Genomic DNA, 24,037 nt, shown 5'->3' on the forward strand with positions numbered 1-24,037 from the left:
AGGCCGTCATGCTGCGATATCTCTCGCGTCGCCTCGCCTACGCCGTGCTGCTGTTGCTGGCGGTGGTGACGCTGAATTTCCTGTTGATCCACATTTCGCCGGGCGATCCGGTGGAGACCATCGCCGGGTCCATGGGCGGCATCAGCGAAGCATTGCGCGCCCAGCTGCGCACCCAGTATGGGCTGGACCGGCCCTTCCTGGCGCAGCTGGGCCTGTACCTGTCGCATGTCGTGCGGGGCGACCTGGGCTATTCCTACTTCTTCAATCTGCCGGTGGCCCAGCTGATCTGGGAACGCGTGCCGGCCACGCTGCTGCTGGTGGTGACGTCGGTGGCCAGCGCGTTCGTGGCGGGCACGCTGCTGGGCACGCTGGCCGCGCGCAAGCCCAACGGGCCGCTGTCGCAGGGCATCACGCTGCTGTCCATCGTGGGCTATTCGGCGCCGGTGTTCTGGACGGGCATCATCCTCATCATTCTGTTCGCGTCGGCGCTGCCGTGGTTTCCGGTGTCCGACATGCGCTCGGCGGGCGGGCCCGACGGCGGCTGGGCCGGCGCGCTGGATGTGCTGCACCATCTGGTGCTGCCGGCCTTCACGCTGGCCTTCGTGTACCTGGCGCAATACAGCCGGCTGGCGCGCACCAGCGTGATGGATGCGCTGTCGGCCGACTACATCCGCACGGCCCGCGCCAAGGGCCTGCCCGAGCGCACGGTGCTGTACAAGCACGCGCTGCGCAACGGCGTGCTGCCGGTGGTGACCATGCTGGGGCTGCAATTCGGCAACGTGCTGGCCGGCGCCATCCTGGTGGAGACGGTCTTCAATTGGCCCGGACTGGGCCGCCTGGCCTTCGATTCCGTGTTGCGGCGCGACTATCCGACCTTGCTCGGCATTCTGCTCTTTGCCTCGTTGCTGGTGGTGGTGATGAACCAGCTGACCGACCTGGCCTACCGGCTGATCGACCCCAGGATCAAGACCTCATGAGCCAAGCTCCCCTTGCCGTGCCTGCCAACGCCACCCTGAACGCCTCGCCGCGCAAGGCGCCGCCGCGGCCGTCGTACGAAGCGCTGCGGGTGTTCGCGCGCAACCCGGGCGCCATGCTCGGCGTGCTGCTGCTCGCCGCCATCCTGGCGGTGACGCTGTTCGGTCCGGTGCTGATGCCGGCCGACCCGTTCGAGATCGTCAGCGCACCCATGGAACCGCCCGGCGGCGAGCTGTGGCTGGGGTCCGACTACCTGGGGCGCGACGTCTTGACCGGCATGGTCTACGGCGGCCGCGCCACCTTGCTGGTCGGCGTGGTGGCCGCGGTGCTGTCCATGGCCATCGGCGTGACCGTCGGCGCGCTGGCCGGCTACTACGGCGGGTGGGTCGATGAAACGCTGATGCGCATCACGGAATTCTTCCAGGTGCTGCCGGCACTGCTGTTCGCCATGGTGCTGGTCACGCTGTTCAGCCCGTCGCTGGCGACCATCGCGGTGGCCATCGGCGTGGTCAGCTGGACCGGCACCGCCCGCCTGGCGCGGGGCGAATTCCTGCGCTTGAAGCGGCGCGAGTACGTGCTGGCCGAAAGGGTGATCGGCGCCAGCAATGCGCGCATCATCTGGCGTGTGATCTTGCCCAATGCGCTGGCGCCGCTCATCGTGTCGGCCACGCTGGCGATCGGCACCGCGATTCTGTTCGAGGCGGGCCTGTCTTTTCTGGGGCTGGGCGATCCCAACGTCATGAGCTGGGGCCTGATGATCGGCAGCAACCGACCCTACATTCTGGCGGCCTGGTGGGCGGTGACGCTGCCGGGCGCGGCCATCTTCGTGACGGTGCTGGCGGTCAGCCTGATCGGCGACGGCCTGAACGATGCGCTCAATCCGAATTCGCGGGGGCGGGCATGAACGCCGCCGATCAACTGCCCGTGCTGCAGGTGGACGGCCTGAGCCTGGAATTCCGCACCCGCGGCCGCACGGCCGACGTGCTCAGCGGCGTCAGTTTCGATCTGCGGCCCGGCGAAACGCTGTGCCTGGTGGGCGAATCCGGCTGCGGCAAGAGCATGACGGCGCTGGCCATCATGCGGCTGATTCCGCCGCTGGCGCGCATCGGCGCCGGCCAGGTGCGGCTGCGTGGCGCCGACCTGGCGTCGTATGGCGACGAGGCCATGCGGCGGGTGCGCGGCAACGATATTTCGATGATCTTCCAGGAACCGATGACGGCGTTGAACCCCGTCTATACGGTGGGCGACCAGATCGCCGAGCCGCTGCGCCAGCACCAGGGCCTGGGCCGCGCCGAGGCGCGCGAGCGTGCCATCGGCATGCTGCGGTCGGTGGGCATTCCGTTGCCGGAACGGCGGGTGGACGAGTACCCGCACCAGCTGTCCGGCGGCATGCGGCAACGGGTGATGATCGCCATCGCCCTGGCGTGCGACCCCGAAGTGCTGATCGCCGACGAGCCCACCACCGCGCTGGACGTCACCGTGCAGGCGCAGATCTTCGACCTGCTGCGCGAACAGCAGGCGCGCCGGGGCACCGCGGTGCTGATGATCACGCACGACATGGGGGCGGTGTCCGAGATGGCCGACCGGGTGGCGGTGATGTATGGCGGGCGGGTGGTGGAGCAGGGCGACGTGGGCCAGATCCTGACGCAGCCGCGCCACCCGTATACGCAGGGGCTGATCGCCTGCCTGCCCGAACTGGACCGCACGCCCAGCGCGCACCGGCCCGACCTGCCGGAGATTCCCGGGGTGGTGCCGTCAGTGTGGGAACGCGGCGAAGGCTGCCCCTTCCAGGACCGCTGCAACCGCGCGCTGGCGCGTTGTCGCAGTGAATTCCCGCCCATGGCCGCCGTGGGCGATGGCCATGCGGTGGCCTGTTGGCTCTATCCGGAGGCCGCATGACCGCGCAGCCGCAATCTTCCCCCTTGCTGTCCGTGCGCGATCTGGCCGTGCACTTTCCCATCGGCGGCCAGGCCGTGGTGCGCGCGGTCGATGGCGTGTCGTTCGACCTGGCGCGCGGCCGCACCCTGGCGATCGTGGGCGAATCGGGCTCGGGCAAGACCACCACGGCGCTGTCGGTGCTGCGGCTGGCAGACCCCACCGGCGGGCGCATCGAATTCGACGGCACCGACCTGACGTCCCTGCGCGGCACGGCGCTGCGGCGCATGCGGCGGCGCCTGCAACTGGTGTTCCAGGACCCGTATTCGTCGTTGAACCCGCGCCAGCGCGCCGGTGACATCGTGCGTGCGCCGCTGGACCTGATGGGCATCGATCCGCCGGGTGGGCGCGAGGCGCGTGTGGCGCTGATGTTCGAACTGGTCGGCTTGCGGGCCGATCAACGCCAGCTGTACCCGCACCAGTTCTCCGGCGGCCAGCGCCAGCGGCTGAACATCGCGCGGGCGCTGGCCAGCGGGCCGGACCTGATCGTGTGCGACGAACCGGTGTCGGCGCTGGACATCGCCATCCGTGCGCAGATCCTCAACCTGCTGCGGCGCATCCAGCGCGAACAGTCGCAGTCGTTCCTGTTCATCTCGCATGACATGGCGGTGGTGGAACACGTCTGCGATGACATCGCCGTGATGTACCTGGGCAAGATCATCGAGCGGGCCACGCGGCAAGCGTTCTTCTCGCGCCCGCTGCATCCGTACAGCGTGGCGCTGATGTCGGCCGTGCCCACGGTGAAGGGCGGGCGCGATGCGGCCGCGCGCCGGGTGCGGCTGACGGGCGATCCGCCCAGCCCGGTGAATCCGCCGCCCGGTTGCCGCTTCGCGGGGCGGTGCCCGGTGGCGCAGCCTTTGTGCGCCTCCCAGGAACCGCCGCTGCGCGAGGCCGCGCCCGGCCACCACGTGGCCTGCCATTTCGTCGAATCCCGTCACGGCGCCGCCGTCTCGCCGCTGCAGGCGTGACGCCGCCCCAACCGAAGGAGTCCCGATGTCCGTTGCCCCCCGCACCACGATCTATTCCGCCCGCAGCATCCTGACCATGAATCCGGCCCAACCGCGCGCGACGCACGTGGCGGTGCGCGACGGCCGCATCCTGGGCGTGGGCAGCCTGGACGACCTGACCGGCTGGGGGCCGGCCGACCTGGACGAGCGCTACGCCGGCCAGGTGCTGATGCCGGGGCTGGTGGAAGGGCATTGCCATCTGCCCGAAGGCGGTATGTGGAAGTTCGCCTATGTCGGGTTCTACGAGCGCCGCGGGCCGGACGGCCGCCTGTGGCCGGGCCTGAAGAGCTTCGACGCCGTGGCGGCCCGCCTGCGCGAATTCGGCCAGGGCCTGGCAAAGGGCGAAACGCTCATCGGCTGGGGCTTCGATCCGATCTTCTTCGGCGGCCAGCGCATGAGCGTGCGCGACCTGGACGCCGTGTCGGCCGAACGGCCGGTGGTGGTGATGCACGCCAGCATGCACCTGATGAACGTGAACACGCCGATGCTCGCACGGGCCGGCATCGACCGCGATACCGACATCGAAGGCATCAGCCGATTCGACGACGGCACCCCCAACGGCGAACTGTGCGAGTTCGCCGCCATGTTCCCGGTGATGCGCCTGATCGGCAGCCCGTTCCGCACGGTGGGCCTGTCGGAAGACGGCCTGCGCCTGTTCGGCCAGGTGGCGCAATGGGCCGGCGTCACCACCGCCACCGACCTGGTCAACGAGCTGGGCGACGACGGCCTGGCGACCCTGGCGCGGGTCACGGCCGAGCCGGACTATCCGGTTCGGATCGTGCCGGCCGCGTCGGCGCTGGCCTTTGCCGGCGACCCCGCCGCCTGCCTGGCGCGGCTGGAAACCGCGCGCCGGCTGAACCACGGCAAGCTGCACCTGGGCATGGTCAAGCTGGTGGTGGATGGGTCCATCCAGGGCTTCACGGCGCGGTTGCGCTGGCCGGGCTATTACAACGGCGCGGCCAACGGCATCTGGGTGATCGCGCCGGCCGAGCTGGATGCGCTGGTGCAGGCCTATCACGAGGCCGGCGTGCAGCTGCATATCCACACCAACGGCGACGAGGCCACCGAACGCGCCATCGACGCCATCGACCGGGCGCTGCGCCGCAGCCCGCGGCCCGATCACCGCCACACCTTGCAGCACTGCCAGATGGCCGACGCCGCGCAGTTCCGGCGCATGGCCAGCCTGGGGCTGTGCGTCAACCTGTTCGCCAACCACATCTTCTATTGGGGCGACGCCCACCACGCGCTCACCATGGGCCCGGACCGCGCCAACCGCATGGACGCCTGCGCCTCGGCGATGCGCGCCGGGGTGCCGTTCGGCATCCATTCCGACGCACCCATCACGCCGCTCGGGCCGCTGTTCACCGCCTGGTGCGCCGTCAATCGCCAGACCGCGTCGGGCCGGGTGCTGGGCGAATCCGAACGCATCAGCGTCGACGCGGCATTGCACGCCATTACGCTGGGCGCCGCCTATACGCTGCACCTGGATCACCTGGTCGGGTCCATCGAAGTGGGCAAACAGGCCGACTTCTGCGTGTTGCAGGACGATCCGCTGGCCGTGCCGCCCGAAAGCCTGAAGGACATTGCCGTGCTGGGCACGATGGTCGGTGGCCGGCCCCTGGCGCGCCAGGGCGCCTGACATGGCGCGCATTGCGCTGACGGTCGTGGGCGGCTTCCTGGGCGCGGGCAAGACGACGTTGTTGAACCATGTGCTGACTGGCAGCCCGCGCCGGGCGGCGGTGCTGGTCAACGATTTCGGGCCGATCGATATCGACGCGGGCCTGGTCGCCCAGCGCGCCGACAACGTGATCCGGCTGGCCAACGGCTGCGTCTGCTGTTCCATGGCCGGCGGGCTGGACGACGCGCTGGCGCGGGTGCTGGCCATGGAGCCGGCGCCGCAATGGATCGTCATCGAAGCCAGCGGCGTGTCCGACCCCGGCCGCATCGCGCAGGTGGGCATGGCGGACCCCCTGTTGCAGCTGGAAGGCGTGGTGGTGCTGGTGGATGCCGGCGCCATCCGCGAGACGGCCGCTGATCCGCTGCTGGCCGACACCGTGATGCGCCAGTTGCGCGCCGCCGACCTGCTGGTATTGAACAAGACCGATCTGGTGGCGCCCGACGAGGCGGCGGCGCTGCGGGCCTGGCTGGGCGAGCAATCGGGCGGCGCGCCGATCGTGGCCGCGCGGGAAGGGCGGGTCGATCTGAGCGCGCTGGGGGGCGTGGGTTGCATCCATGACGCCTGCATCCATGACGCCTGCACCCATGCCGACTGTGGCCGGCACAGCCACGACGCGTCGCATCACCACGATGACGGCCCCCGCCACGATGACGACCCCGCGCATCCGTTTCAAAGCTGGCTGTGGCCGGCGCCGGACCTGTTGCATGCCGACCGGCTGGCCAGCAGCCTGCGGCAGCTGCCCCGGCATTGGCTGCGCGCCAAGGGCTGGGTGCGCACCGAACGCCATGGGTGGGTGCTGGTGCAGCTGGCGGGGCGCCGGGTGCGCTTTGACACGCAGGCGCAACGCCCGGCCGAGATCGAGCGGCCGGCGCTGGTGTTCATCGGACTGCGCGATGGGGCCGGCGGCGGCGAGGTGGCCGCGCATCTCTCGGCGGCTGCGGCGTGACGGGCGCCGCGCCGAGCTGCACGGATGGCCCGAGCTGCCCGCGTGGCGCGGCGCCATCGCGGCCGTCTGGTGCAAGCGATTGCCCGCGTCTGGTTCTAGACCCTGCCAGCCCCCGCGCGTACCTTGGGCTTGGCACGCAGGCGCATGTCGCGCCCGCGGATTCAGGAGGGTAGGCAATGCACCAGACCGTCACCGTGGACATGCTGGCCGAGTTCGCGGCCGCGTGGAACCGCCACGATATCGACGCCTTGATGTCTTTCATGAGCGACGACTGCGTCTTTGAAACCGTGGGCGGCCCCGAGCGCTGGGGCGCCCGCCACGCCGGCCGCGAGGCGGTGCGCGCGGCGTTCGAAGCCGCCTGGAAGAACTTCCCGGATGCGCAATGGAACCACGGCCGCCATTGGGTGGCGGGGGACCGGGGCGTGTCGGAATCCACCTTCACCGGCACTGCCGCCGACGGCTCGCGCATCGAGGCCGACATGGTCGATGTCTTCACCTTCCAGGGCGGCAAGATCCGCGTCAAGAACGCGTTCCGCAAACAGCGCCCGGCCTTGCCCGCTCGCGGCTGACCCGCCGATTTTCCTGGCCGCCATCGCGCCCCGACCCCGCCCACCGCTACCGGACCCCGCCGCATGGATACCGCTATGCCTTTCGATCCCCCGGACGCCGCCAGCCCCGCCGCCAGCGCCTACAACCCCACCTACGATCCGCTGGTCTCGCCGCCGGGCCGCGGGCAGGACTACGCGCCGACCTATTGGGTCGCGACGGCCGGGCCGCCGCCGGCCGACGACGGGCCGGTGCAGGGCGACATCGACGCCGACGTGGTGATCGTCGGGTCGGGCTTCACCGGCCTGTCGGCGGCGCTGGCGCTGGCGCGCGACTACGGCGTGAAAGCCGTGGTGCTGGAGGCCAACCGCGCCGTCTGGGGCTGCACCAGCCGCAATGGCGGGCAGGGCCAGAACGCGTCGGGTCGGCTGTACCGGTCGCAATGGATCGAACGTTGGGGCCTGCCCACCGCGCGCCGGCTGGACGCCGAGATCCGCGAAGGCTTCGAGTACTGGAAAAGCCTGGTGGACCAGGTCGATTGCGACGCCCAGCCCGGCGGCCATCTGTACACCGCCCACCGCGAAAAGAAGATGGCGTTCCTGCGCAACGAGGCCCGCGTCATGCGCGAGCAGTTCGGCTACGACACGCGCATGCTGGACAAGGCCGCGCTGCGCGAACGCTATGTCGACGACCACGAGGCCGTGGGCGCCATGCACGAGCCGGACGGCGTGGGCGTGCACCCGCTCAAGCTGGCCTACGGCTACATGCGCCAGGCCCGCGCGCTGGGCGTGCGCATCCATCCGGGCAGCCCCGTGCTGGGCTGGACCGAAGCGGCGGGCGGCTACCGTCTGCAGACGCCAGGCGGCACGGTGCGCGCCAAGCGGGTGGCCTTCGCCACCGGCGGCTACACCGCGCAGGGGGTCAACGGCCTGCTGGACAACCGCATCATGCCGGTGCTGTCCAATTCCATGGTCACCCGGGTGCTGACGCCCGCCGAACGCGAGCGCGCCGGGCTGAAAAGCACGGTGTTCATCACCGACACGCGCACGCTGCGCTTCTACTACCGCCTGCTGCCGGACGGCCGCATGCAGATCGGCAGCCGCAGCGCGCTGCGCGGCGCCGACGCGCAGCACCCGCGCCACCTGGCGCTGCTGCGCAACGGCCTGGCGCGCAAGTTCCCGTCGTTGCGCGGGGTCGAGGTGGACTATTCCTGGTGGGGCTGGGTCGACGTCAGCCACGACATGATGCCGCGCATCACGCAGCCCGATCCGGCGCAGCGGGTGTATTACGCCTTTGGCTATGGCGGCAACGGCGTGGCGTTCTCGGCGCACGCCGGACGCCGCCTGGCGCAGCGCATGATGGGGCAGGACGGCATCGCGTGGGACCTGCCGATCTACGACACGCCGCTGCCCGGGCACCTGTTCGCGCCGTTTCGCCGCTTGGGGCAGGCGCTGCTGTACCGGTGGTACTACCTGCGCGACGAAATGCTCTGACGGCGGTGCGCCGGGGGCGGCGGCAGCCGGGCCGCGACCCGGCGCGGCGCCCGCCTGCTACGCCGCGGCCCGCAGCCGGTAACGGTGCACCACCTGCGCCAGCTTCTCGATGCCGCGCCCGATGTGCTCGGCACGGATCGACGTGAACCCCACCCGCAGGAAATTGCGTGGCGCGTTGGCGCCGTCCATGAAGAACACCTTGCCCGGCTCCACCACCACGCCTTCGGCCAGCGCCGCCTGCGACAGTTCGGTGGCGTCCAGCCATGCCGGCCCCTGCAGCCAGCAGGATGACGAGCCGGTGATGGGCACCGCCGTGAAGTCGGGCAGCCAGCGCGCCAGCGCCGCCGTCAATTCGGCGCCGCGCTGCTGGTAGGCCTGCGATTGCCGGCGCAGCAGCGAATGGTGATGACCCAGCGAGATGAACAGCGAGAACGCGCGCTGGATGTAGGCCGACGGATGGCGCAGCATCAGGCGGCGCAGCGCGCGCAGTTCGGCGGCCAGTTCGCGCGGGGCGACGATGTAGCCGATGCGCAGCCCCGGCGCAAACGACTTGGCCAGGCTGCCCACGTAGATCACGCGGCCGTCGCGGTCCTGGCTTTTCAGCGCCGGGATCGCGCCTTCGCCCCAGCGGCTTTCGCTTTCGAAGTCGTCTTCGATGATCAGGCTGTCGGCCTGGCGGGCCAGCGTCAGCAGCGTGTCGCGGCGTGCGGCCGACAGCGTGACGGTGGTGGGGCATTGGTGGCCCGGCGTCACGAACAGGTAGTCGCAGCCCAGGAGGTGGGTGCCGGTGCACAGGCCCTGGCCGTCCACCGGCAGCGGCAGCAGGTGGCGGGTGTGGCTGGCGAAGATGTTGCGCGCATCGGGGTAGCCCGGGTCTTCCATGCCCACCACCGTGTCTTCATTGACCAGCAGGTCGGCCAGCAGATACAGCGCGTGCTGCGCGCCCACGGTGATGACGATTTCCTCGGCGTCGGCCCACACGCCGCGGCGCGGCAGCACCTGCGTGCGGATCTGCTCGATCAGCGCGGGGTCGTCGTGGGTGATCAGGTCGGGCGCCCAGCTGCGGATGTCCAGCACCGACAGGGCCTTGATACAGCATTCGCGCCATTCGGCGGTGGGAAACAGGTCCTGGTCGAACTGGCCGTAGACGAAGGGATAGGGTTGCTTCTGCCAGTCTTGCGGCTTGACGATGTTGCGCTGGCGGGTCGGGCGAAAGCGCAGCCGCTCGTCCCAGCGCACGGCGTCGGCCGCCACGTTCGAGGCGCACGGGTCCGCGTGCTGCGCGGCGCGCCCTTGCAGCACGTCGGCGCTGACGAAGTGGCCGCTGCGCTCGCGCGATTCCAGGTAGCCCTCGCTGACCAGCTGCTGGTAGGCGAACACGACGGTGTTGCGGGCGATGCGCAACTGGTCGGCCAGATAGCGGCTGGACGGCACCGGTGCGCCCGGCGGCAGATGGCCGCTGAGAATGGCCGACACCAGCATCTGCCGGACCCGGCCCTGCAGGCTGAGATTGGGCGCGCTTTCGCGTTCGAACAGGCGTTCCCACAACACAGGCTTGAGCATCGAGGCCTGGCTGGACATGGCGGCTCCTTGTAGTGGCGACGCGCCCCGGCCGTGCCGGCGCGAGGCGCGGAGCGGGGCGGGGGGCTGGGTCCCAGAATAGAGGAGCGGATGGGGGGGCGGAATGCGGGAATGCCCTGCCGAGGCGTCCTGGACGACAAATGGATGACGCATCGGCCGGAAAATGGAACGAGATCCTTCTTTCAGATGCGTCCCTTCCAGGGAATCGCGAATTTCTCCAGGTAGCGCACCAGCAGGTCGAAGGCGAAGGCGAACACGCCGATCACGATGATGCCCATGATGACGGTATCGCTGGCCAGGAACTGCGCGGCGTTCAGCACCATGAAGCCCAGCCCGCGGTCGGCGGCCACCATTTCGGCGGCCACCAGCGTGGTCCAGCCCACCCCGATGCCGATGCGCATGCCGGTGAAGATCTCGGGCATGGCGGCTTTCAGGATCACGTGCCAGACGATCTGCATCCGCGTGCCGCCCATGGCGTAGGCGGCGTGGATCTGCTCGATGGACACCGACCGCACCCCGGCCCGCGCCGCAATGGCCATGGGCGCGAAGATGGCCAGGTAGATCAAGAGGATCTTGGGGAATTCGCCGATGCCGAACCAGATGATGATGAGCGGCAGGTAGGCCAGGGGCGGCAACGGGCGGTAGAACTCGATGGGCGGGTCGAAGATGCCGCGGGCGTAGCGATTCACGCCCATCAGGATGCCGACCGGAATGGCGGTGGCGCAGGCCAGGAAAAACGCCGAGAACACCCGCGTCAGGCTGGCCAGCGCGTGCTCGGCCAGGGTCGAGTTGGCCACGCCGTCGGTCATGGCGGACACGAACTTGCCGTACACCGCCTGCGGCGATGGCAGGAACAGCGGCTTGACCCAGCCCGCATTGGTGGCCAGGAACCACAGCGCCAGCAGCGCGATGCTGGTCAACAGGCTGATGTGGCCGCTGTAGCCGGCCCCCGGCGCGCCATAGACCTTGCCCGGCGTGGCCGGCTGATGCCTCGAAAAGCGGCTAGGCATGGACGGCCTGCGGGGCGGAGGCGGCAAGTTCGTCGCCGTAGATGATGCCAAGGACTTGTTCGCGCATGGCGATGAAGTCGGGACTTGATTTGATGCCGCGTCCATCGCGCGTCTCCAGGTAGCGCCGGTTGAAATCCGGCTTGAAGGTGTGGGTGATGCGTCCCGGGCGCGGCGACATCACGATCAGCCGCGACCCCAGGAACAGCGCCTCTTCCACGCTATGGGTAATGAAGAAGAACATCTTGCCGGTCTGGCGCCAGATTTCCAGCAGCAGCTCCTGGATGGTCTCGCGGGTCAGCGCGTCCAGCGCCGCCATGGGCTCGTCCATCAGCAGCATGGCCGGGTCGCAGGTCAGCGCCCGGGCGATGCCCACGCGCTGCTGCATGCCGCCGGACAACTGGTAGATCATGTGGCGGTGAAAATCCGCAAGGCCCACCCGTTCCAGGTTGCGGCGGGCGCGGGCGCGGCGCGTCTCGCAGTCCACGCCTTGCAGCTTCAGGCCGAACTCGGTGTTTTCCAGCACGTTCAGCCAGGGCAGCAGGGCGTGCTTCTGGAACACCACGCCGCGGTCGGCGCCGGGGCCGGTGATGGGCCGCCCGCCCAGCGTGATCTCGCCGTCGGTGGGCGACAGGAATCCGGCCAGCAGGCTGAGCAGGGTGGTCTTGCCGCAACCGGACGCGCCCAGCGCCACGACGAATTCGCCGGGCTCGATGGTCAGGTTGACGTCTTGCAGGGCAATCACCGGTCCGCTGTCGTGCAGCCCGGGGTAGGTGACGCTGACATGGTCCGCGCGCAGGGCTTGCGCGGCGGGCGGGGTGGCGTGGGACATACGGGCTCCCTGTTGATGGCGGCGCCCGCGGCGAGGCGGGCGCCGGGCCGCGGCTGGCGACGCCTGCGGCTATTTGACGGCCGCCTTGGCGTACTGGTCCGTGACGTGGCGGCTGTAGTCGTCCAGGGCACGGTCGATCTGCTTCTGGTCCTTCAGGAACTTGGCGCTGGCCGCGAAGGCGCGCGCGGCGCCGGCCTCCTTGCCGCCGCCCAGCCATGCATTGGACGCCTGTTCCTGCGCGGTGGGAAAGGTCAGCAGCGTCAAGGCCGAGGCCACGTCGTCGGGCTTGCCGCCGATGAGCTTGACGATGCTTTTCACCGGCGCCGAGTCGGCTGTCCAGGTGGCGCTGTTGGCGCGGTAGTCGGCGTACGACTTGGCCAGTACGCCGGTGAAGGCGGCCATGAACTTCGGGTTCCTGGCGGCCCAGGCGCGGTCCACCACCAGGCCGTCGAAGGTCGGCACGCTGGCGCGGCCGATGGCCTCGGAATCGGCGATGACCTTGCCGGTCTTTTCGATTTCGGTCAGGGCGGGCGGCCAGACGTAGGCGGCGTCGATGTCGCCTCGCTGCCAGGCGGCCACGATCTGCGGCGGCTGCATGTTCAGGATGCGCACGTCGCGCGGGCTGATCTTCCAGACCTGCTCCAGGCCCACCAGCAGGTGAAAGTGCGAGGTCGACACGAACGGCGTGGCGACGCGCTTGCCCTTCAGGTCGGCCGTGCTGTCGATGCCCGAGCCGTTGCGCGCCACCAGGGCTTCCGATTTGCCGATGTTGTCCAGGATCCAGAACAATTCCATGTCCACGCCGCGGGTGGCGGCGGACGTGATGCCGGTGGACCCCAGCACGCCCACCGGCACGTTGCCGGAGGCCAGCGCGGTGGAAATGTCGCCGCCCGAGGTGAACTGGCGCCAGTCGACCTGGTAGCCCGCGTCTTTCAGGGCCTTGTCGAAGCTGCCGTCGGCAATGGCGGCCAGGAACGGGCCGACGATCAATTGGTAACCCACGGTCAGGCGGGTCTGGGCATGGGCGGGCGCGCCCAGCAGCGCGGCGGCCAGGCCGGCAAGGAGACAACGGCGGATGAGGCGGTACATCGCGTTCATGATGATCTCCGATCGAGGATGGGCCGCGCCCCGACGCGACCGGCTTGTGCCGGTGCGGCCTGTGACGCCAGTTTGCCCGGATGGGATATGAACGCTAGGACCAGTTATTCCCTTCAACTGGAACCAAGGTGAGGGAATCCCCCATCTGGCGGACGACGCAATGCAAACGGGCGGGGGACCTTGGTGGTCCGGCCGCCCGTTTGGGGGACGCCTTCTGGTTTAGCGGATCAGGCTGAGGAATTCCGCCCGGGTCGACGGGTTTTCGTGGAATTCGCCCAGCATCACCGAGGTGACCATGGACGAATTCTGCTTTTCGACGCCGCGCATCATCATGCACATGTGCTGGGCTTCGATCACCACGGCGACGCCGGCGGCGCCGGTGACCGACTGCACGGCCTCGGCCACCTGGCGGCTGAGGTTTTCCTGGATCTGCAGGCGGCGGGCATACATTTCGACGATGCGCGCCACCTTGGACAGGCCCAGTACGCGGCCGTTGGGCAGGTAGGCCACGTGGGCCTTGCCGATGAAGGGCAGCATGTGGTGTTCACAGAGCGAATACAGCTCGATGTTCTTGACCAGCACGATCTCGCGGGTGTCGGACGTGAACAGCGCGCCGTTGACGATTTCGTCCAGGTTCTGGCCGTAGCCGCGGCACAGGTGGCGCATGGCCTTGGCCGCGCGGGCCGGCGTGTCGGCCAGCCCTTCGCGGGACGGATCTTCCCCCAGCGCTTCGAGAATGGCGGTGTAGTGTGTTTCCAATGACATGGGGAGGACTCCTGGGGCTGCGCGCCACTGATGGCGATTAACACGCAAGTCTACCCCAGCGCGGGCCGGGGCCGCTCGCCTGAAAGGCGCCTGAAACTACACGCCGCGGTTCTCCACGGCGTACTTGACCAGTTCGGCCTGGCCGTCGATGCCCAGCTTGCGCTTGATGTTCAGCCGGTGGGTTTCCACGGTGCGCACCGACAGGCCCAGCGCCTGGGCGATCTGCTTGTTGGCATGGCCGCTGGCGATGTGGCGCAGCACGTCGCGTTCGCGCTGGGTCAGTAGCGTGGCCGGGATGCTGGCCTGCGACAGCCGCAGCGACACGGCCGCGCTGAAATAGGTGCGGCCGGTCATCACCGTGTCGATCGCGGCGATGATTTCCTGGGCTGGCTCGTCCTTGAGCAGGTAGCCCCGGGCGCCGGCCCGCACGGCCTGCACCATGTATTCGGCGTTGTCGTGCATCGACAGCACCAGCACCGCGATCTGCGGATAGCGCTCGTGCAGCTGCGCGGTCAGGTCCAGCCCGCCCACGCCGGGCATGTTCAGGTCCATCAGGGCCAGTTGCGGCAGGGTGCCGCCTTGGGGGTCTTCGGCCAGGCAGGCTTGCAGAAAGGCCAGTACGGCGGCGGCGTTGCCGGCTTCGCCTACCACCCGCAGGTGCGGCACGGTTTCCAGGCGCAGGCGCAGGCCGTCACGCACCAGCGGGTGGTCGTCGATCAGCAGCAGTCGGATGGCGTCGGGATGGTCGGTCATGCGGAAGGGGCCGGTTCGGGATGGGGGGCGGGCAGCGGCAACCAGGCCTGCAAGGTGGTGCCTTGGTCCGAGGTATGGAAACTGAGGCTGCCGGACAGCGCCGTCATGCGTTCGCGCATGTTGCGCAGGCCGATGCCGCGGCGCGGGTCGCGCTGCACGTCGGCGTAGTCGAAGCCGCGGCCGTCGTCGCTGATCGTCAGGCGCAGGTCGCGGGCGGAATAGGCCAGCGTCAGGTCGGCGCGCGACGCCCCGGCGTGGCGGATGACGTTGGTCAGCGCTTCCTGGGTGACGCGGAACAGGGCGGTGGCGTAGGCGTCGGGCAGCTTCACCGGCCGGCCCTGGGTGGCCAGGCGCACGGCCAGGGGCGTGGCGCCCGGCTGGCTGGCGCCGGCGAATTCACGGCCCAGGTGTTCCAGCGCGGCCGGCAGGCCCAGGTCGTCCAGCAGGGTGGGGCGCAGGTTGTGTGAAATGCGGCGCACCTCGCCCACCGCCGTGTTCAGGCGGTCCAGCGCGCCGCCCAGCGGCGTGTCGATGTGGGCCAGCGCCCGCGGCTCGGCGCCCAGGGCCTGCCGCAGGCGTTCGCGGGCGGCTTCCAGCGACAGCTTGATGCTGACCAGCACCTGGCTGATGCCGTCGTGCAGCTCGCGCGACAGGCGGGCGCGCTCGTCTTCCTGCGAGCGCACCAGTTGCTGGGCCATCAGCCGCAGCTTGGCGTCGGACTGGCGGTGGTCGCTGATATTGAGCGCCAGGCCGCAGGCCGCCACCAGCAGGATGGACACGGCCGCAATGCCCGCCACCCAGGCGAACATGTTGCGGATGTTGGCCTGCGCCGCGGCGTCGATGTGGGCCAGGGTCTGTTCCACGTCGTCCAGGTAGATGCCGGTGCCCAGCATCCAGCCCCAGCGTTCCAGCACCACCACGTAGCCGAGCTTTTCGACGGTCTGGTGGGTGGACGGCTTTTCCCACAGGTAATGCACGGCCTGGCCCTGCGCGCCGCCGCGCCGCGCCGCCGTCAGCAGGTTCTGGATCACCGCCTGGCCGCGCGTGTCGCGCAGGTTCCAGAGGTCTTGCCCCACCAGTTCGGGCTGGCGCGGGTGCATCAGGTTCTTGCCGTGCAGGTCATAGACGAAGAAATAACCGTCGTGGCCGAATTCCATCTGCGCCAGCAGCGCCAGGGCGCGCTCGCGGGCGGCCTCGCCGTCGCTGGCTTCCTGCAGCGGGGCGATGGCGCTGTAGGCCAGGCTGACGTAGTGGCGCAGTTCGCTTTCCTTGCTGCCCAGCCAGGCGCTTTCCACCACTTCCTTTTCGCGCTGGGCCAGTTGCAGGCCCTGCACGTAGACGGCCACGGCGATGGCCGCCAGCGCCACGAGCAGGGGCACGGCGGCCAGCAGCAGGATTTTCAGACGCAGCTTCATGAGGGGGTTTGTATCAGCGACTAGCGCACGTGTTGCGATGCATCAATGGAAAAGGGCCCGATCCGACAAAGGTGGGCCGCCGCCGATTTTACGATTTCGGCGCGAATTTGCTGCGGCGCATTCGGTAGTAACACGTAGGGCGCTTGCGTAGTTTCGCGCTTGTTGGGGGTGGGGCAAACCGAAATACTAACGCCCGCGTCGACCCGACGCCGAGCGGACCGCCGTGTCCGCCACCCCACAACAATGAGTCTGCCTTCCGCGAGACGAAAAAAGCGTTTCACGCCAAGAGCATGGCGGCAGGCACGAGGAGAACTTATGCATACCAGCAGTAAGGGACTGGGTCAGCACCTGGTCTGGCTGGCGGTTGCGGTGTTGGGCGCGTTTGCGCTTGGCACCGTGGCGCTGGCCAGAGGTGAGACCATCAATGCGCTTTGGGTGGTCATTGCCGCCGTGTGCGTGTATCTGATCGCATACCGCTACTACAGCCGCTTCATCGCGAACAAGGTCTTCAAGCTGGACCCCACGCGCATGACGCCGGCCTGGAAGTACAACGACGGCCTGGACTACGTGCCCACCAACAAGCACGTGCTGTTCGGCCACCACTTTGCCGCCATCGCCGGCGCCGGCCCCCTGGTCGGCCCCGTGCTGGCCGCGCAGATGGGCTACCTGCCCGGCATGCTGTGGATCCTGGCCGGCGTGGTGTTTGCCGGCGCCGTGCAGGACTTCACCATCCTCTTCATCTCCACCCGCCGCGACGGCCGCTCGCTGGGTGACCTGGTCAAGTCCGAACTGGGCAAGATCCCGGGCGTGATCGCGCTGTTCGGCGCCTTCATGATCATGGTGATCATCCTGGCCGTGCTGGCGCTGATCGTGGTCAAGGCGCTGACGCATTCGCCGTGGGGCACCTTCACGGTGGCCGCCACCATCCCCATCGCGCTCTTCATGGGCGTGTACCTGCGCTACATCCGCCCGGGCAAGATCGGCGAGGTTTCCATCATCGGCTTTGTCGGCCTGATGGCGGCCATCACGTTCGGCCAGGACGTGGCGGCGCATCCGGTCATCGGCCCGATGTTCGACTTCGACGGCAAGGGCCTGACCTGGATCCTGATCATCTACGGCTTCATCGCCTCGGTGCTGCCGGTGTGGCTGCTGCTGGCCCCGCGCGACTACCTGTCGACCTTCCTGAAGATCGGCACCATCGTCGGCCTGGCCATCGGCATCGTGGTGGTGGCGCCCGAGCTGAAAATGCCGGCGCTGACGCAGTTCGTGGATGGTTCCGGCCCGGTGTGGTCGGGCAACCTGTTCCCGTTCCTGTTCATCACCATCGCCTGCGGCGCGGTGTCGGGCTTCCATGCCCTGATCTCGTCGGGCACCACGCCCAAGCTGATCGAAAACGAAACCCAGGCCCGCTACATCGGTTACGGCGGCATGCTGATGGAATCGTTCGTGGCCATCATGGCCCTGGTGGCCGCCTGCGTGATCGAGCCGGGCATCTACTACGCCATGAACAGCCCGGCCGCCGTCATCGGCACCACGCCCGACCAGGTCGCCCAGGTGGTGTCCAGCTGGGGCTTCGTGGTGACGCCGGCCGACCTGGTGCAGACCGCCAAGGACGTCGGTGAAAGCACCATCATCTCGCGCGCCGGCGGCGCGCCGACGCTGGCCGTGGGCATGGCCCACATCCTGCACCAGGCCATCGGCGGCCCGGGCATGATGGCGTTCTGGTATCACTTCGCCATCCTGTTCGAAGCGCTGTTCATCCTGACGGCCGTGGACGCCGGCACCCGCGCGGGCCGCTTCATGCTGCAAGACCTGCTGGGCACCTTTGCCCCGTCGCTCAAGCGCACCGAGTCCTTGCCCGCCAACCTGATCGCCACCGGCCTGTGCGTGGCGGCGTGGGGCTACTTCCTGTACCAGGGCGTGGTCGATCCGCTGGGCGGCATCAATACGCTGTGGCCGCTGTTCGGCATCGCCAACCAGATGCTGGCCGCCATTGCGCTGACGCTGGGCACCGTGGTGCTGTTCAAGATGAAGCGCGACCGCTACGCCTGGGTCACCGTGCTGCCCACGCTGTGGCTGCTGGCGTGCACCCTGACCGCCGGCTGGCAGAAGCTGTTCCATGCCGACCCGAAGGTCAGCTTCCTGGCGCACGCGGCCAAGTACAACGCCGCCATCGCCGAAGGCAAGGTGCTGGCCCCGGCCAAGTCGCTGTCGGAAATGTCGCGCGTGGTGCTCAACGACTACATCAACGCGGGGCTGTGCGGCATCTTCATCTTCGTGGTGGTCAGCATCGTGGTGTTCGGCGTGCGTTCGGTGCTGCGCGCCCGCCAGGAAAACAAGCCCACCGCCCGCGAAACGCCGTACGAAACCCTGCCGGCCGTCGCAGCCGGCGCGGACTGACCCCGGGAGCCGCCGCATGCTGTTTACCAATATGACCTCGGCGGCCGGCGCCGCCGGCCGCTACCTGGGCCAGACGCTCAGGCTGATGGTCGGCGTGCCCGACTACGAGACCTACGTCGAACACATGCGGCGCACCCATCCGGACCAGGAGCCGATGACGTACGAAGCGTTCTTCCGCGAGCGGCAGGACGCCCGTTACGGCGGCAAGAAACGGATCGGGTGCTGCTGACAGCACTGACAGTGCCGCGGACTGCGCGGCAGGTGGCGTGGCTCAGCGGGCGTACTTCTTCGCCCCGGCCACGCACACCACCGCTGCCAGCGTCACCAGCAGCATCGCCCAGCTGACGTTTTCGTGCAGCAGCAGCGCCGCCAGGCCCAGCCCCATGAAGGGCTGGAACAGCTGCAACTGGCCCACCGCCGCAATGCCGCCCTGCGCCAGGCCGCGGTACCAGAACACAAACCCGATCAGCATGCTGAACAGCGACACATAGGCCAGCCCGATCCAGCCGGCCACGGTGACGTGCGCGAACGTGGGCGGCATCGCGAATAGCGCCAACGGCAGCATTACCGGCAGCGACAGCACCAGCGCCCAGCTGATCACCTGCCAGCCGCCCAGCGTGCGCGACAGCTTGGCGCCTTCCGCATAGCCCATGCCGCAGACCACGATGGCCGCCAGCATCAGCAGGTCGCCCTTGAGCGACACGTCCAGCCCGCCGATCACCGCGTAGCCCACGACGAAGGCCGCGCCCGCCACCGAGAACATCCAGAAGGCCGGGCGAGGGCGCTCGCCGCCGCGCAGCACCGCGAACACCGCGGTGGATAGCGGCAACAGACCCAGGAACACGATCGAATGCGCCGACGTGACGTGCTGCAACGCCAGCGCCGTCAGCAGCGGAAAGCCCAGCACCACGCCCACCGCCGTCAGCGCCAGCGCCGGCAGGTCCACGCGCCGCGGCCGCGGCTGGCGCAGCAGCAGCAACAGGGCCCAACCCAGCACGGCGGCAATGGTGGCGCGAGCGCAGGTGAGGAAGGTCGGGTCCAGCTCGGCCACGGCCACCCGCGTCGCGGGCAGCGAGCCGGCGAAGATCGCCACGCCGATGAAACCATTGATCCAGCCACTTGTTGCCTTGTCCATGAACCGCTCCGATGAATCCGTTACTTCAGCACCGCGGCCGGGTTTTCCCCAGAGACAGTCCAGTACAATTCAAAATAACTGTTATGCAATACAGTCCAGTACAAACGGAGGCGCTATGGCGCGCGGCGGCACGCGGATCGAAGCGGTGATGGCGCAGGTTCAGGCAAAGATCGCCTCGCGGGCCTGGTCGCCCGGCGCCCGGCTGCCGTCGGTGCGGGCGCAGGCTGCGGCCATGGGGGTGTCGGTGTCGACCGTGGTGGAAGCCTACGAGCGCCTGGCCGCCGAAGGCGCCATCACGTCGCGGCCGGGTTCGGGCTTTTACGTCGCCGGCCCGGTGGCACCCCTGGCGCTGGCCGAGATCGGCCCCAAGTTCGACCGCGAAGTCGATCCGCTCTGGGTCTCGCGCCAGTCGCTGGACACCGCGCCCGCCGCGTTGAAACCCGGCTGCGGCTGGCTGCCCAGTTCATGGATGTATGAAGCGGGCATCCGCCGCGCCTTGCGCGCCCTGGCCAAGGCCGACAGCGTGGCGCTGACCGAATACGCCACCCCGCTGGGCCATCCGGGCCTGCGCCAGGTGCTGTCGCGGCGCATGGCCGCCGCCGGCATCGAGGCCGCGCCCGACCAGATCATGCTGACCGAGTCCGGCACCCAGTCCATCGACCTGATCTGCCGGTTCTTGCTGGAACCCGGCGACACCGTGCTGGTCGACGACCCCTGCTATTTCAATTTCCACGCCTTGCTCAAGGCCCACCGGGCGCGTGTCGTCAGCGTGCCCTACACCCCGCACGGGCCCGACGTGGGGCGGTTCGAAGCGGCCGTGCGCGAGCATGCGCCGCGCCTGTACATCACCAATTCCGGCCTGCACAACCCCACCGGGGCCTCGCTATCGCCGCTGGTGGCCCACCGTCTGCTCAAGGTGGCCGACGGCGCCGGCCTGGTCATCGTCGAAGACGACATCTTCGCCGACTTCGAAAACAGCCCCGCGCCGCGCCTGGCCGCCTTTGACGGCCTGTCACGCGTGATCCAGATCGGCAGCTTTTCCAAGACCGTGTCCGCCTCGCTGCGCTGCGGCTACATCGCCACCAAGCCCGACTGGGTCGACAGCCTGGCCGACCTGAAAATCGCCACCACGTTCGGCGGCGGCCGCCTGGCCGCGGACGTCGTGCACCGTACGCTGATCGACAGCGGCTACCGCAAACATATGGAATGGGTGCGCCAGCGCCTGGCCGAGGAAATGGAAGTCGTCGCGCGGCGTCTGCACGCGCTGGGCATCGAGCCCTGGAGCTACCCCAAGGCCGGCATGTTTCTCTGGAGCCGACTGCCCGCCGGCATCGACGCGCCGACGGTCGCGCGGGCCTGCCTGCGCGACGGCGTAGTGCTGGCGCCGGGCAATTCCTTCAGCCGCTCGCCCGAGGCGGGTGGGTTCCTGCGCTTCAACGTGGCGCAGTCCAACGACGATCACGTCTTCGGCAGCCTGGCGCGGGCGCTGGACGCGAGCCGGCGGTAGGGCAGTCAGCCGTGTCGCCGTGCGCCGTGCCGGGCAAGGTCAGCGCGGCCGCTTTCAGGCCGGCCGCGTCCGTTTTTCAGACAGCAGCACCAGCGGAATCGCGCAGGCCGCGCACAGCGCCATCACCAGGAAGCCGCCCGGCGCAAAACTGCGGTACAGCGCGCCGCCCAGCTGGATGCTGCCGAACATGAACACCCCGCCCGACAGCAGTGCGTACAGCGCGATCGCCGACGTCTTGCAGCCCGCCGGCACGCGCCGCGCGATGTACCACATGATGGCGGCATTATTGCCCGCCAGCGTGAAGCACTGCAGCAGTTGCAGCGCGCCGATCCACACCGGGTCCGTGGTGGCCGACAGCCCGGCCCAGCGGATCGCCGTCATCGCCGCCGACGCCAGGATCAGCCACTGCGCGCCCACCCGCGCCAGCACCTTGGGCGCCAGGAAGAAGAACAGCACCTCGCTGGTCACGCCCACCGCCCACAGCATCGAGATCAGCGCCGTCGACAGGCCTCGGTCGGTCCAGTACAGCGTCGAATACGAATACAGGAAGCCGTTGCTGGCCTGCACCAGCGACGCCGCGCCGATGCACAGCAGCAGCGGCCGGTCGCGCAGGATCTCGCGCATCGGCAGCCGCACCCGTTCGGCGGGCGCTTCGTCCGGGCTGGGCCGCGCGGCCTGCGGCAACAGCCGCACGCAGGCCAAGCAAGCCACGATCAGCAGGATCGACAGCCACATCACCCAATCCGCATTGAACGTCTTGATCAGGTAGCCGCCCGCCACGGTCACGATGGCAAAGCCCAGCGACCCGCAGGCGCGGATGAGGGTGTACGAATTGCCCTGGCCGCGGCCGCTGGCGATCGCCATGCGGTCCAGCAGCGGCAGCACCGCCGGAAACACCGCATTCAGCAGCAGTGTGATGGCGAACAGCCAGGCCGGCGCCTGGCTGAAGGGGTAGCAAATGAATAGCAGCAGCGATGCGCCCAGCGCCGCGGCGATCAGGCCGTGGGCGCGGCCGCTCTGGTCGGCCACGTGCGCCACCACCGGCGTCGACAGGATCTTGGGCAGGAACGACGTGGCCACGATCAGGCCGATCAGCGCCGGGTCCAGCCCGCGGCTGGCGAACCACAAGGGCAAGAAAGGAATGCTGACGCCCTGCAAGCCGTAGTACAGGAAGTAGAACCCATGCAGGGCGATAGCGCCTTGCCGGGCGTCGGGGTTGCCGCGCATAGCGTTGTCGGGGTCGGGCCGGAATGAAGCGCGCTAGCATACTCCTTCCGGCGCAACGCCTACCAGGGCAGCGGCACGGCCTCGTCATTGGCGTGCTCGCCGTAATAGATCGACGGCAGGAAGCGCGACAGGAAGGTGAATTCCGTATAGCAGTGCCGCAGCAGGTTCAGCCCCAGCACATCCGGTACGTCCTGTTCGGGCTGCGCGCTGGACAGACCCAGGTAGAAGCGGCTGCGCAGCACGCAGCCAAACGGCGTGTCGCGGGCCAGGTGGATCATCTGGCCGTCCATCGGGTCGCCCTCGGCATCGAGTTCGATGGCATCGCCAAAGCCGATGCGCGCATAGACCGCCGCCGACACCTCGCCATTGGCGGTGGCCGCGCGCAGGCGCGCCGCATCCAGGCAATCTTCCGGCGCATGGAACTTCAGCTTCGCTGCCACCGGCGGCAGGTCCGCCAGCGATTCCACCGCATGAATCGACGCGCCCACGTAGTTGTCGCCGCGGCGCCAGTGTTCGTCCCACCCCCGATGTTCGACGTGGTCCTGCGGATGCCACCACTTGATGTGCTGCGTCGTCTGGAAGAACTTGAACCACCAGTCCAGCATGCGGCCCTTGCAGCCGTGCAGATCGGTGCGCGCCGCCACGATCAGGCCGCCGCCCGGCAGCCGGGTGATGCCGGTTTCCAGGCGCAGCGGGGCAGGGCTGAGCAACGTGTCCAGGTCGGCGGCGATGTACGCCGCGTCGGGGTGAGGGGTGGTCATGACCGGTCTCTTCAAGGTTGGGAAAACCGAATTCTACAATAAGGAAACGTTAAACGTTTCCAAAGTATCCGGACCGTGTAAGATCGCGGTTCATCCATAGGGCAGGCGGCCACGCCGTTCACCCTTGCAACAACCGTTTTGACCGATCACCAGGACTTGCGACCGCCCATGGCGACCCTAGCTTCCCCCCCTGCGCCCCGGCCGCGCGGCCGTCCCGCCCGGCCCGATGCCGAGCTGCACGCCGCCGCCTTGCAGGCCGCCACCTGGCTGCTGCTGAACGAAGGCTATGCCGCGGCCACGCTGGAAGCCGTGGCCAAGCGCGCCGGCATGGCCAAGAAAACCGTCTATCGCTTTGCCGCCAATCGCGAAGACCTGGTGGCGCAAGTGGTGCGCGGCTGGACCGACACCTTCGAACCCGTCATGGCGCAGGAAGTGGCGTCGGCCGCCGACGTGCTGCCCGCCTTGAGCCGCGTGCTGCAGGCGATTGCCGAGCGCGCGCTGTCGGCGGATGCCGTCGGCATGTTCCGCCTGTTGACCAGCGACTTTCCGGCGCGGCAGGCGTTGCTGGACGTCTACCAGAAGAACGGCATCGAACGCGGCACGGCCATGCTGGCCGCCTGGTTCCAGAAGCTGGCCGCGCGCGGCCTGATCCGCATCAAGCAACCGATCGAGACCGCCGGCCTGCTGCTGGCCATGGTCATTGCCGAGCCGCTGCGCCAGATGGCGCTGGGCCTCACGCCGCCGTTGCCAGCGGGGTCGGTCCAGGCGCGTATCGAGGCCGGCGTGGCGCTGTTCTCGGGGCAGGGAGGGGTGTTCGAGGTGAAGACGGGCTAGGCTTGCCGGTGTCGTTGTTCAGCGCGAGCGGGTCTGCGACGGTCCGAAAAAACTAGTGCGGCCGTCATGTCGAAGCGCGCCCTGCATTCAGCTTGGCGCCAGCCTGGCGCGCCCATTTGGCAAAGCGGTCATACGGAATTAC

Annotated in this window: 22 protein-coding genes; 12 read left to right on the forward strand and 10 right to left on the reverse strand. The window is 68.8% G+C overall.

Annotation, left to right across the window (positions count from 1 at the left end; genetic code table 11):
- The first annotated feature begins 8 nt into the window (after positions 1-8).
- The 8 genes from ACUDP5_RS12255 (at position 9) to ACUDP5_RS12290 (ending at position 8,580) form a co-directional block, all read left to right on the forward strand.
- Positions 9-977 carry an ABC transporter permease gene (locus ACUDP5_RS12255; protein WP_263912572.1) on the forward strand — a complete coding sequence of 323 codons (969 nt, stop codon included), beginning with the start codon at positions 9-11 and terminating at the stop codon, positions 975-977.
- On the forward strand, positions 974-1,879 hold the full coding sequence (locus ACUDP5_RS12260; protein ID WP_263912573.1) for an ABC transporter permease: 906 nt from the start codon (positions 974-976) through the stop codon (positions 1,877-1,879). The genes ACUDP5_RS12255 and ACUDP5_RS12260 overlap by 4 nt, the downstream gene beginning before the upstream one ends.
- Positions 1,876-2,874 (forward strand): ABC transporter ATP-binding protein, encoded by a 999-nt coding sequence (locus ACUDP5_RS12265; RefSeq protein WP_263912574.1) that lies wholly within the window; start codon positions 1,876-1,878, stop codon positions 2,872-2,874. Before ACUDP5_RS12260 ends, ACUDP5_RS12265 begins: the two co-directional genes overlap by 4 nt.
- A complete protein-coding gene (locus tag ACUDP5_RS12270) occupies positions 2,871-3,878 on the forward strand; it encodes an ABC transporter ATP-binding protein (protein ID WP_263912575.1) in 1,008 nt (335 codons plus the stop codon). Before ACUDP5_RS12265 ends, ACUDP5_RS12270 begins: the two co-directional genes overlap by 4 nt.
- 25 nt (positions 3,879-3,903) lie before the next feature.
- A complete protein-coding gene (locus ACUDP5_RS12275; RefSeq protein WP_445658860.1) occupies positions 3,904-5,556 on the forward strand; it encodes an amidohydrolase in 1,653 nt (550 codons plus the stop codon).
- Position 5,557: 1 nt separating this feature from the next.
- The gene (locus ACUDP5_RS12280) at positions 5,558-6,541 is read left to right on the forward strand and encodes a GTP-binding protein (protein ID WP_263912577.1); all 984 of its coding nucleotides are present in this window, start codon (positions 5,558-5,560) and stop codon (positions 6,539-6,541) included.
- Positions 6,542-6,717: 176 nt separating this feature from the next.
- Positions 6,718-7,110, forward strand: a complete 393-nt coding sequence (locus ACUDP5_RS12285) for a nuclear transport factor 2 family protein (RefSeq protein WP_263912578.1) — start codon at positions 6,718-6,720, stop codon at positions 7,108-7,110.
- A 63-nt stretch (positions 7,111-7,173) separates the two neighbouring features.
- Positions 7,174-8,580, forward strand: coding sequence for an NAD(P)/FAD-dependent oxidoreductase (locus ACUDP5_RS12290; protein WP_445658861.1), 1,407 nt, complete (start codon positions 7,174-7,176; stop codon positions 8,578-8,580).
- Positions 8,581-8,637: 57 nt separating this feature from the next.
- Here the strand turns inward: ACUDP5_RS12290 and pdxR are convergent, their stop codons facing one another.
- The 7 genes from pdxR to ACUDP5_RS12325 all read right to left on the reverse strand — a co-directional run bounded on the left by pdxR (position 8,638) and on the right by ACUDP5_RS12325 (position 16,031).
- Positions 8,638-10,161, reverse strand: coding sequence for a MocR-like pyridoxine biosynthesis transcription factor PdxR (gene pdxR / locus ACUDP5_RS12295; RefSeq protein WP_263912580.1), 1,524 nt, complete (start codon positions 10,159-10,161; stop codon positions 8,638-8,640).
- A 182-nt stretch (positions 10,162-10,343) separates the two neighbouring features.
- Positions 10,344-11,171 (reverse strand): ABC transporter permease subunit, encoded by an 828-nt coding sequence (locus ACUDP5_RS12300; protein WP_445658862.1) that lies wholly within the window; start codon positions 11,169-11,171, stop codon positions 10,344-10,346.
- Positions 11,164-12,000, reverse strand: coding sequence for a taurine ABC transporter ATP-binding protein (locus ACUDP5_RS12305; RefSeq protein ID WP_263912582.1), 837 nt, complete (start codon positions 11,998-12,000; stop codon positions 11,164-11,166). Before ACUDP5_RS12305 ends, ACUDP5_RS12300 begins: the two co-directional genes overlap by 8 nt.
- Before the next feature lie 69 nt (positions 12,001-12,069).
- On the reverse strand, positions 12,070-13,098 hold the full coding sequence (tauA, locus tag ACUDP5_RS12310) for a taurine ABC transporter substrate-binding protein (protein ID WP_445658863.1): 1,029 nt from the start codon (positions 13,096-13,098) through the stop codon (positions 12,070-12,072).
- 219 nt (positions 13,099-13,317) lie between these two features.
- A complete protein-coding gene (gene folE / locus ACUDP5_RS12315; RefSeq protein WP_025137675.1) occupies positions 13,318-13,863 on the reverse strand; it encodes a GTP cyclohydrolase I FolE in 546 nt (181 codons plus the stop codon).
- Positions 13,864-13,959: 96 nt separating this feature from the next.
- A complete protein-coding gene (locus tag ACUDP5_RS12320; RefSeq protein ID WP_263912584.1) occupies positions 13,960-14,616 on the reverse strand; it encodes a response regulator in 657 nt (218 codons plus the stop codon).
- Positions 14,613-16,031 (reverse strand): cache domain-containing protein, encoded by a 1,419-nt coding sequence (locus tag ACUDP5_RS12325; protein WP_263912585.1) that lies wholly within the window; start codon positions 16,029-16,031, stop codon positions 14,613-14,615. The genes ACUDP5_RS12320 and ACUDP5_RS12325 overlap by 4 nt, the downstream gene beginning before the upstream one ends.
- A 315-nt stretch (positions 16,032-16,346) precedes the next feature.
- Between ACUDP5_RS12325 and ACUDP5_RS12330 the strand changes: the two genes are divergently transcribed.
- On the forward strand, positions 16,347-18,431 hold the full coding sequence (locus ACUDP5_RS12330) for a carbon starvation CstA family protein (protein ID WP_263912586.1): 2,085 nt from the start codon (positions 16,347-16,349) through the stop codon (positions 18,429-18,431).
- Positions 18,432-18,447: 16 nt separating this feature from the next.
- Positions 18,448-18,660: a YbdD/YjiX family protein gene (locus ACUDP5_RS12335; RefSeq protein ID WP_115596962.1), complete on the forward strand. Its 213-nt coding sequence runs from the start codon at positions 18,448-18,450 to the stop codon at positions 18,658-18,660.
- A 42-nt stretch (positions 18,661-18,702) separates the two neighbouring features.
- Here ACUDP5_RS12335 and ACUDP5_RS12340 read toward each other — a convergent pair whose 3' ends face one another.
- The gene (locus ACUDP5_RS12340; RefSeq protein WP_445658864.1) at positions 18,703-19,566 is read right to left on the reverse strand and encodes a DMT family transporter; all 864 of its coding nucleotides are present in this window, start codon (positions 19,564-19,566) and stop codon (positions 18,703-18,705) included.
- Between the two features lie 115 nt (positions 19,567-19,681).
- On the opposite strand from ACUDP5_RS12340, the gene ACUDP5_RS12345 reads away from it, so the two are divergent.
- Complete coding sequence (locus tag ACUDP5_RS12345; protein ID WP_445658865.1) at positions 19,682-21,073, forward strand: aminotransferase-like domain-containing protein; 1,392 nt, start codon at positions 19,682-19,684, stop codon at positions 21,071-21,073.
- 54 nt (positions 21,074-21,127) lie between these two features.
- Here ACUDP5_RS12345 and ACUDP5_RS12350 read toward each other — a convergent pair whose 3' ends face one another.
- A complete protein-coding gene (locus tag ACUDP5_RS12350) occupies positions 21,128-22,300 on the reverse strand; it encodes an MFS transporter (protein ID WP_445658866.1) in 1,173 nt (390 codons plus the stop codon).
- Positions 22,301-22,359: 59 nt separating this feature from the next.
- Entirely contained in the window at positions 22,360-23,061 is a 702-nt protein-coding gene (locus ACUDP5_RS12355; protein WP_445658867.1) for a DAPG hydrolase family protein, read from the reverse strand.
- A gap of 168 nt (positions 23,062-23,229) precedes the next feature.
- Here ACUDP5_RS12355 and ACUDP5_RS12360 point away from each other — a divergent pair, with 168 nt between their 5' ends.
- A complete protein-coding gene (locus tag ACUDP5_RS12360) occupies positions 23,230-23,895 on the forward strand; it encodes a TetR/AcrR family transcriptional regulator (protein WP_445658868.1) in 666 nt (221 codons plus the stop codon).
- Positions 23,896-24,037: the final 142 nt, after the last annotated feature.

It is taken from the genome of Achromobacter sp. NCFB-sbj8-Ac1-l (genome assembly GCF_052695805.1).

Coding starts and splice junctions, on each gene's coding strand:
- ACUDP5_RS12305 (WP_263912582.1), bottom strand. CDS start 12,000: ATGTCCCACGCCACCCCGCCCGCCGCGCAAGCCCTGCGCGCGGACCAT.
- ACUDP5_RS12285 (WP_263912578.1), top strand. CDS start 6,718: ATGCACCAGACCGTCACCGTGGACATGCTGGCCGAGTTCGCGGCCGCG.
- ACUDP5_RS12290 (WP_445658861.1), top strand. CDS start 7,174: ATGGATACCGCTATGCCTTTCGATCCCCCGGACGCCGCCAGCCCCGCC.
- ACUDP5_RS12340 (WP_445658864.1), bottom strand. CDS start 19,566: ATGGACAAGGCAACAAGTGGCTGGATCAATGGTTTCATCGGCGTGGCG.
- tauA (WP_445658863.1), bottom strand. CDS start 13,098: ATGAACGCGATGTACCGCCTCATCCGCCGTTGTCTCCTTGCCGGCCTG.
- ACUDP5_RS12265 (WP_263912574.1), top strand. CDS start 1,876: ATGAACGCCGCCGATCAACTGCCCGTGCTGCAGGTGGACGGCCTGAGC.
- ACUDP5_RS12360 (WP_445658868.1), top strand. CDS start 23,230: ATGGCGACCCTAGCTTCCCCCCCTGCGCCCCGGCCGCGCGGCCGTCCC.
- ACUDP5_RS12335 (WP_115596962.1), top strand. CDS start 18,448: ATGCTGTTTACCAATATGACCTCGGCGGCCGGCGCCGCCGGCCGCTAC.
- ACUDP5_RS12320 (WP_263912584.1), bottom strand. CDS start 14,616: ATGACCGACCATCCCGACGCCATCCGACTGCTGCTGATCGACGACCAC.
- pdxR (WP_263912580.1), bottom strand. CDS start 10,161: ATGTCCAGCCAGGCCTCGATGCTCAAGCCTGTGTTGTGGGAACGCCTG.
- ACUDP5_RS12350 (WP_445658866.1), bottom strand. CDS start 22,300: ATGCGCGGCAACCCCGACGCCCGGCAAGGCGCTATCGCCCTGCATGGG.
- folE (WP_025137675.1), bottom strand. CDS start 13,863: ATGTCATTGGAAACACACTACACCGCCATTCTCGAAGCGCTGGGGGAA.
- ACUDP5_RS12355 (WP_445658867.1), bottom strand. CDS start 23,061: ATGACCACCCCTCACCCCGACGCGGCGTACATCGCCGCCGACCTGGAC.
- ACUDP5_RS12325 (WP_263912585.1), bottom strand. CDS start 16,031: ATGAAGCTGCGTCTGAAAATCCTGCTGCTGGCCGCCGTGCCCCTGCTC.
- ACUDP5_RS12300 (WP_445658862.1), bottom strand. CDS start 11,171: ATGCCTAGCCGCTTTTCGAGGCATCAGCCGGCCACGCCGGGCAAGGTC.
- ACUDP5_RS12275 (WP_445658860.1), top strand. CDS start 3,904: ATGTCCGTTGCCCCCCGCACCACGATCTATTCCGCCCGCAGCATCCTG.
- ACUDP5_RS12280 (WP_263912577.1), top strand. CDS start 5,558: ATGGCGCGCATTGCGCTGACGGTCGTGGGCGGCTTCCTGGGCGCGGGC.
- ACUDP5_RS12255 (WP_263912572.1), top strand. CDS start 9: ATGCTGCGATATCTCTCGCGTCGCCTCGCCTACGCCGTGCTGCTGTTG.
- ACUDP5_RS12345 (WP_445658865.1), top strand. CDS start 19,682: ATGGCGCGCGGCGGCACGCGGATCGAAGCGGTGATGGCGCAGGTTCAG.
- ACUDP5_RS12270 (WP_263912575.1), top strand. CDS start 2,871: ATGACCGCGCAGCCGCAATCTTCCCCCTTGCTGTCCGTGCGCGATCTG.
- ACUDP5_RS12330 (WP_263912586.1), top strand. CDS start 16,347: ATGCATACCAGCAGTAAGGGACTGGGTCAGCACCTGGTCTGGCTGGCG.
- ACUDP5_RS12260 (WP_263912573.1), top strand. CDS start 974: ATGAGCCAAGCTCCCCTTGCCGTGCCTGCCAACGCCACCCTGAACGCC.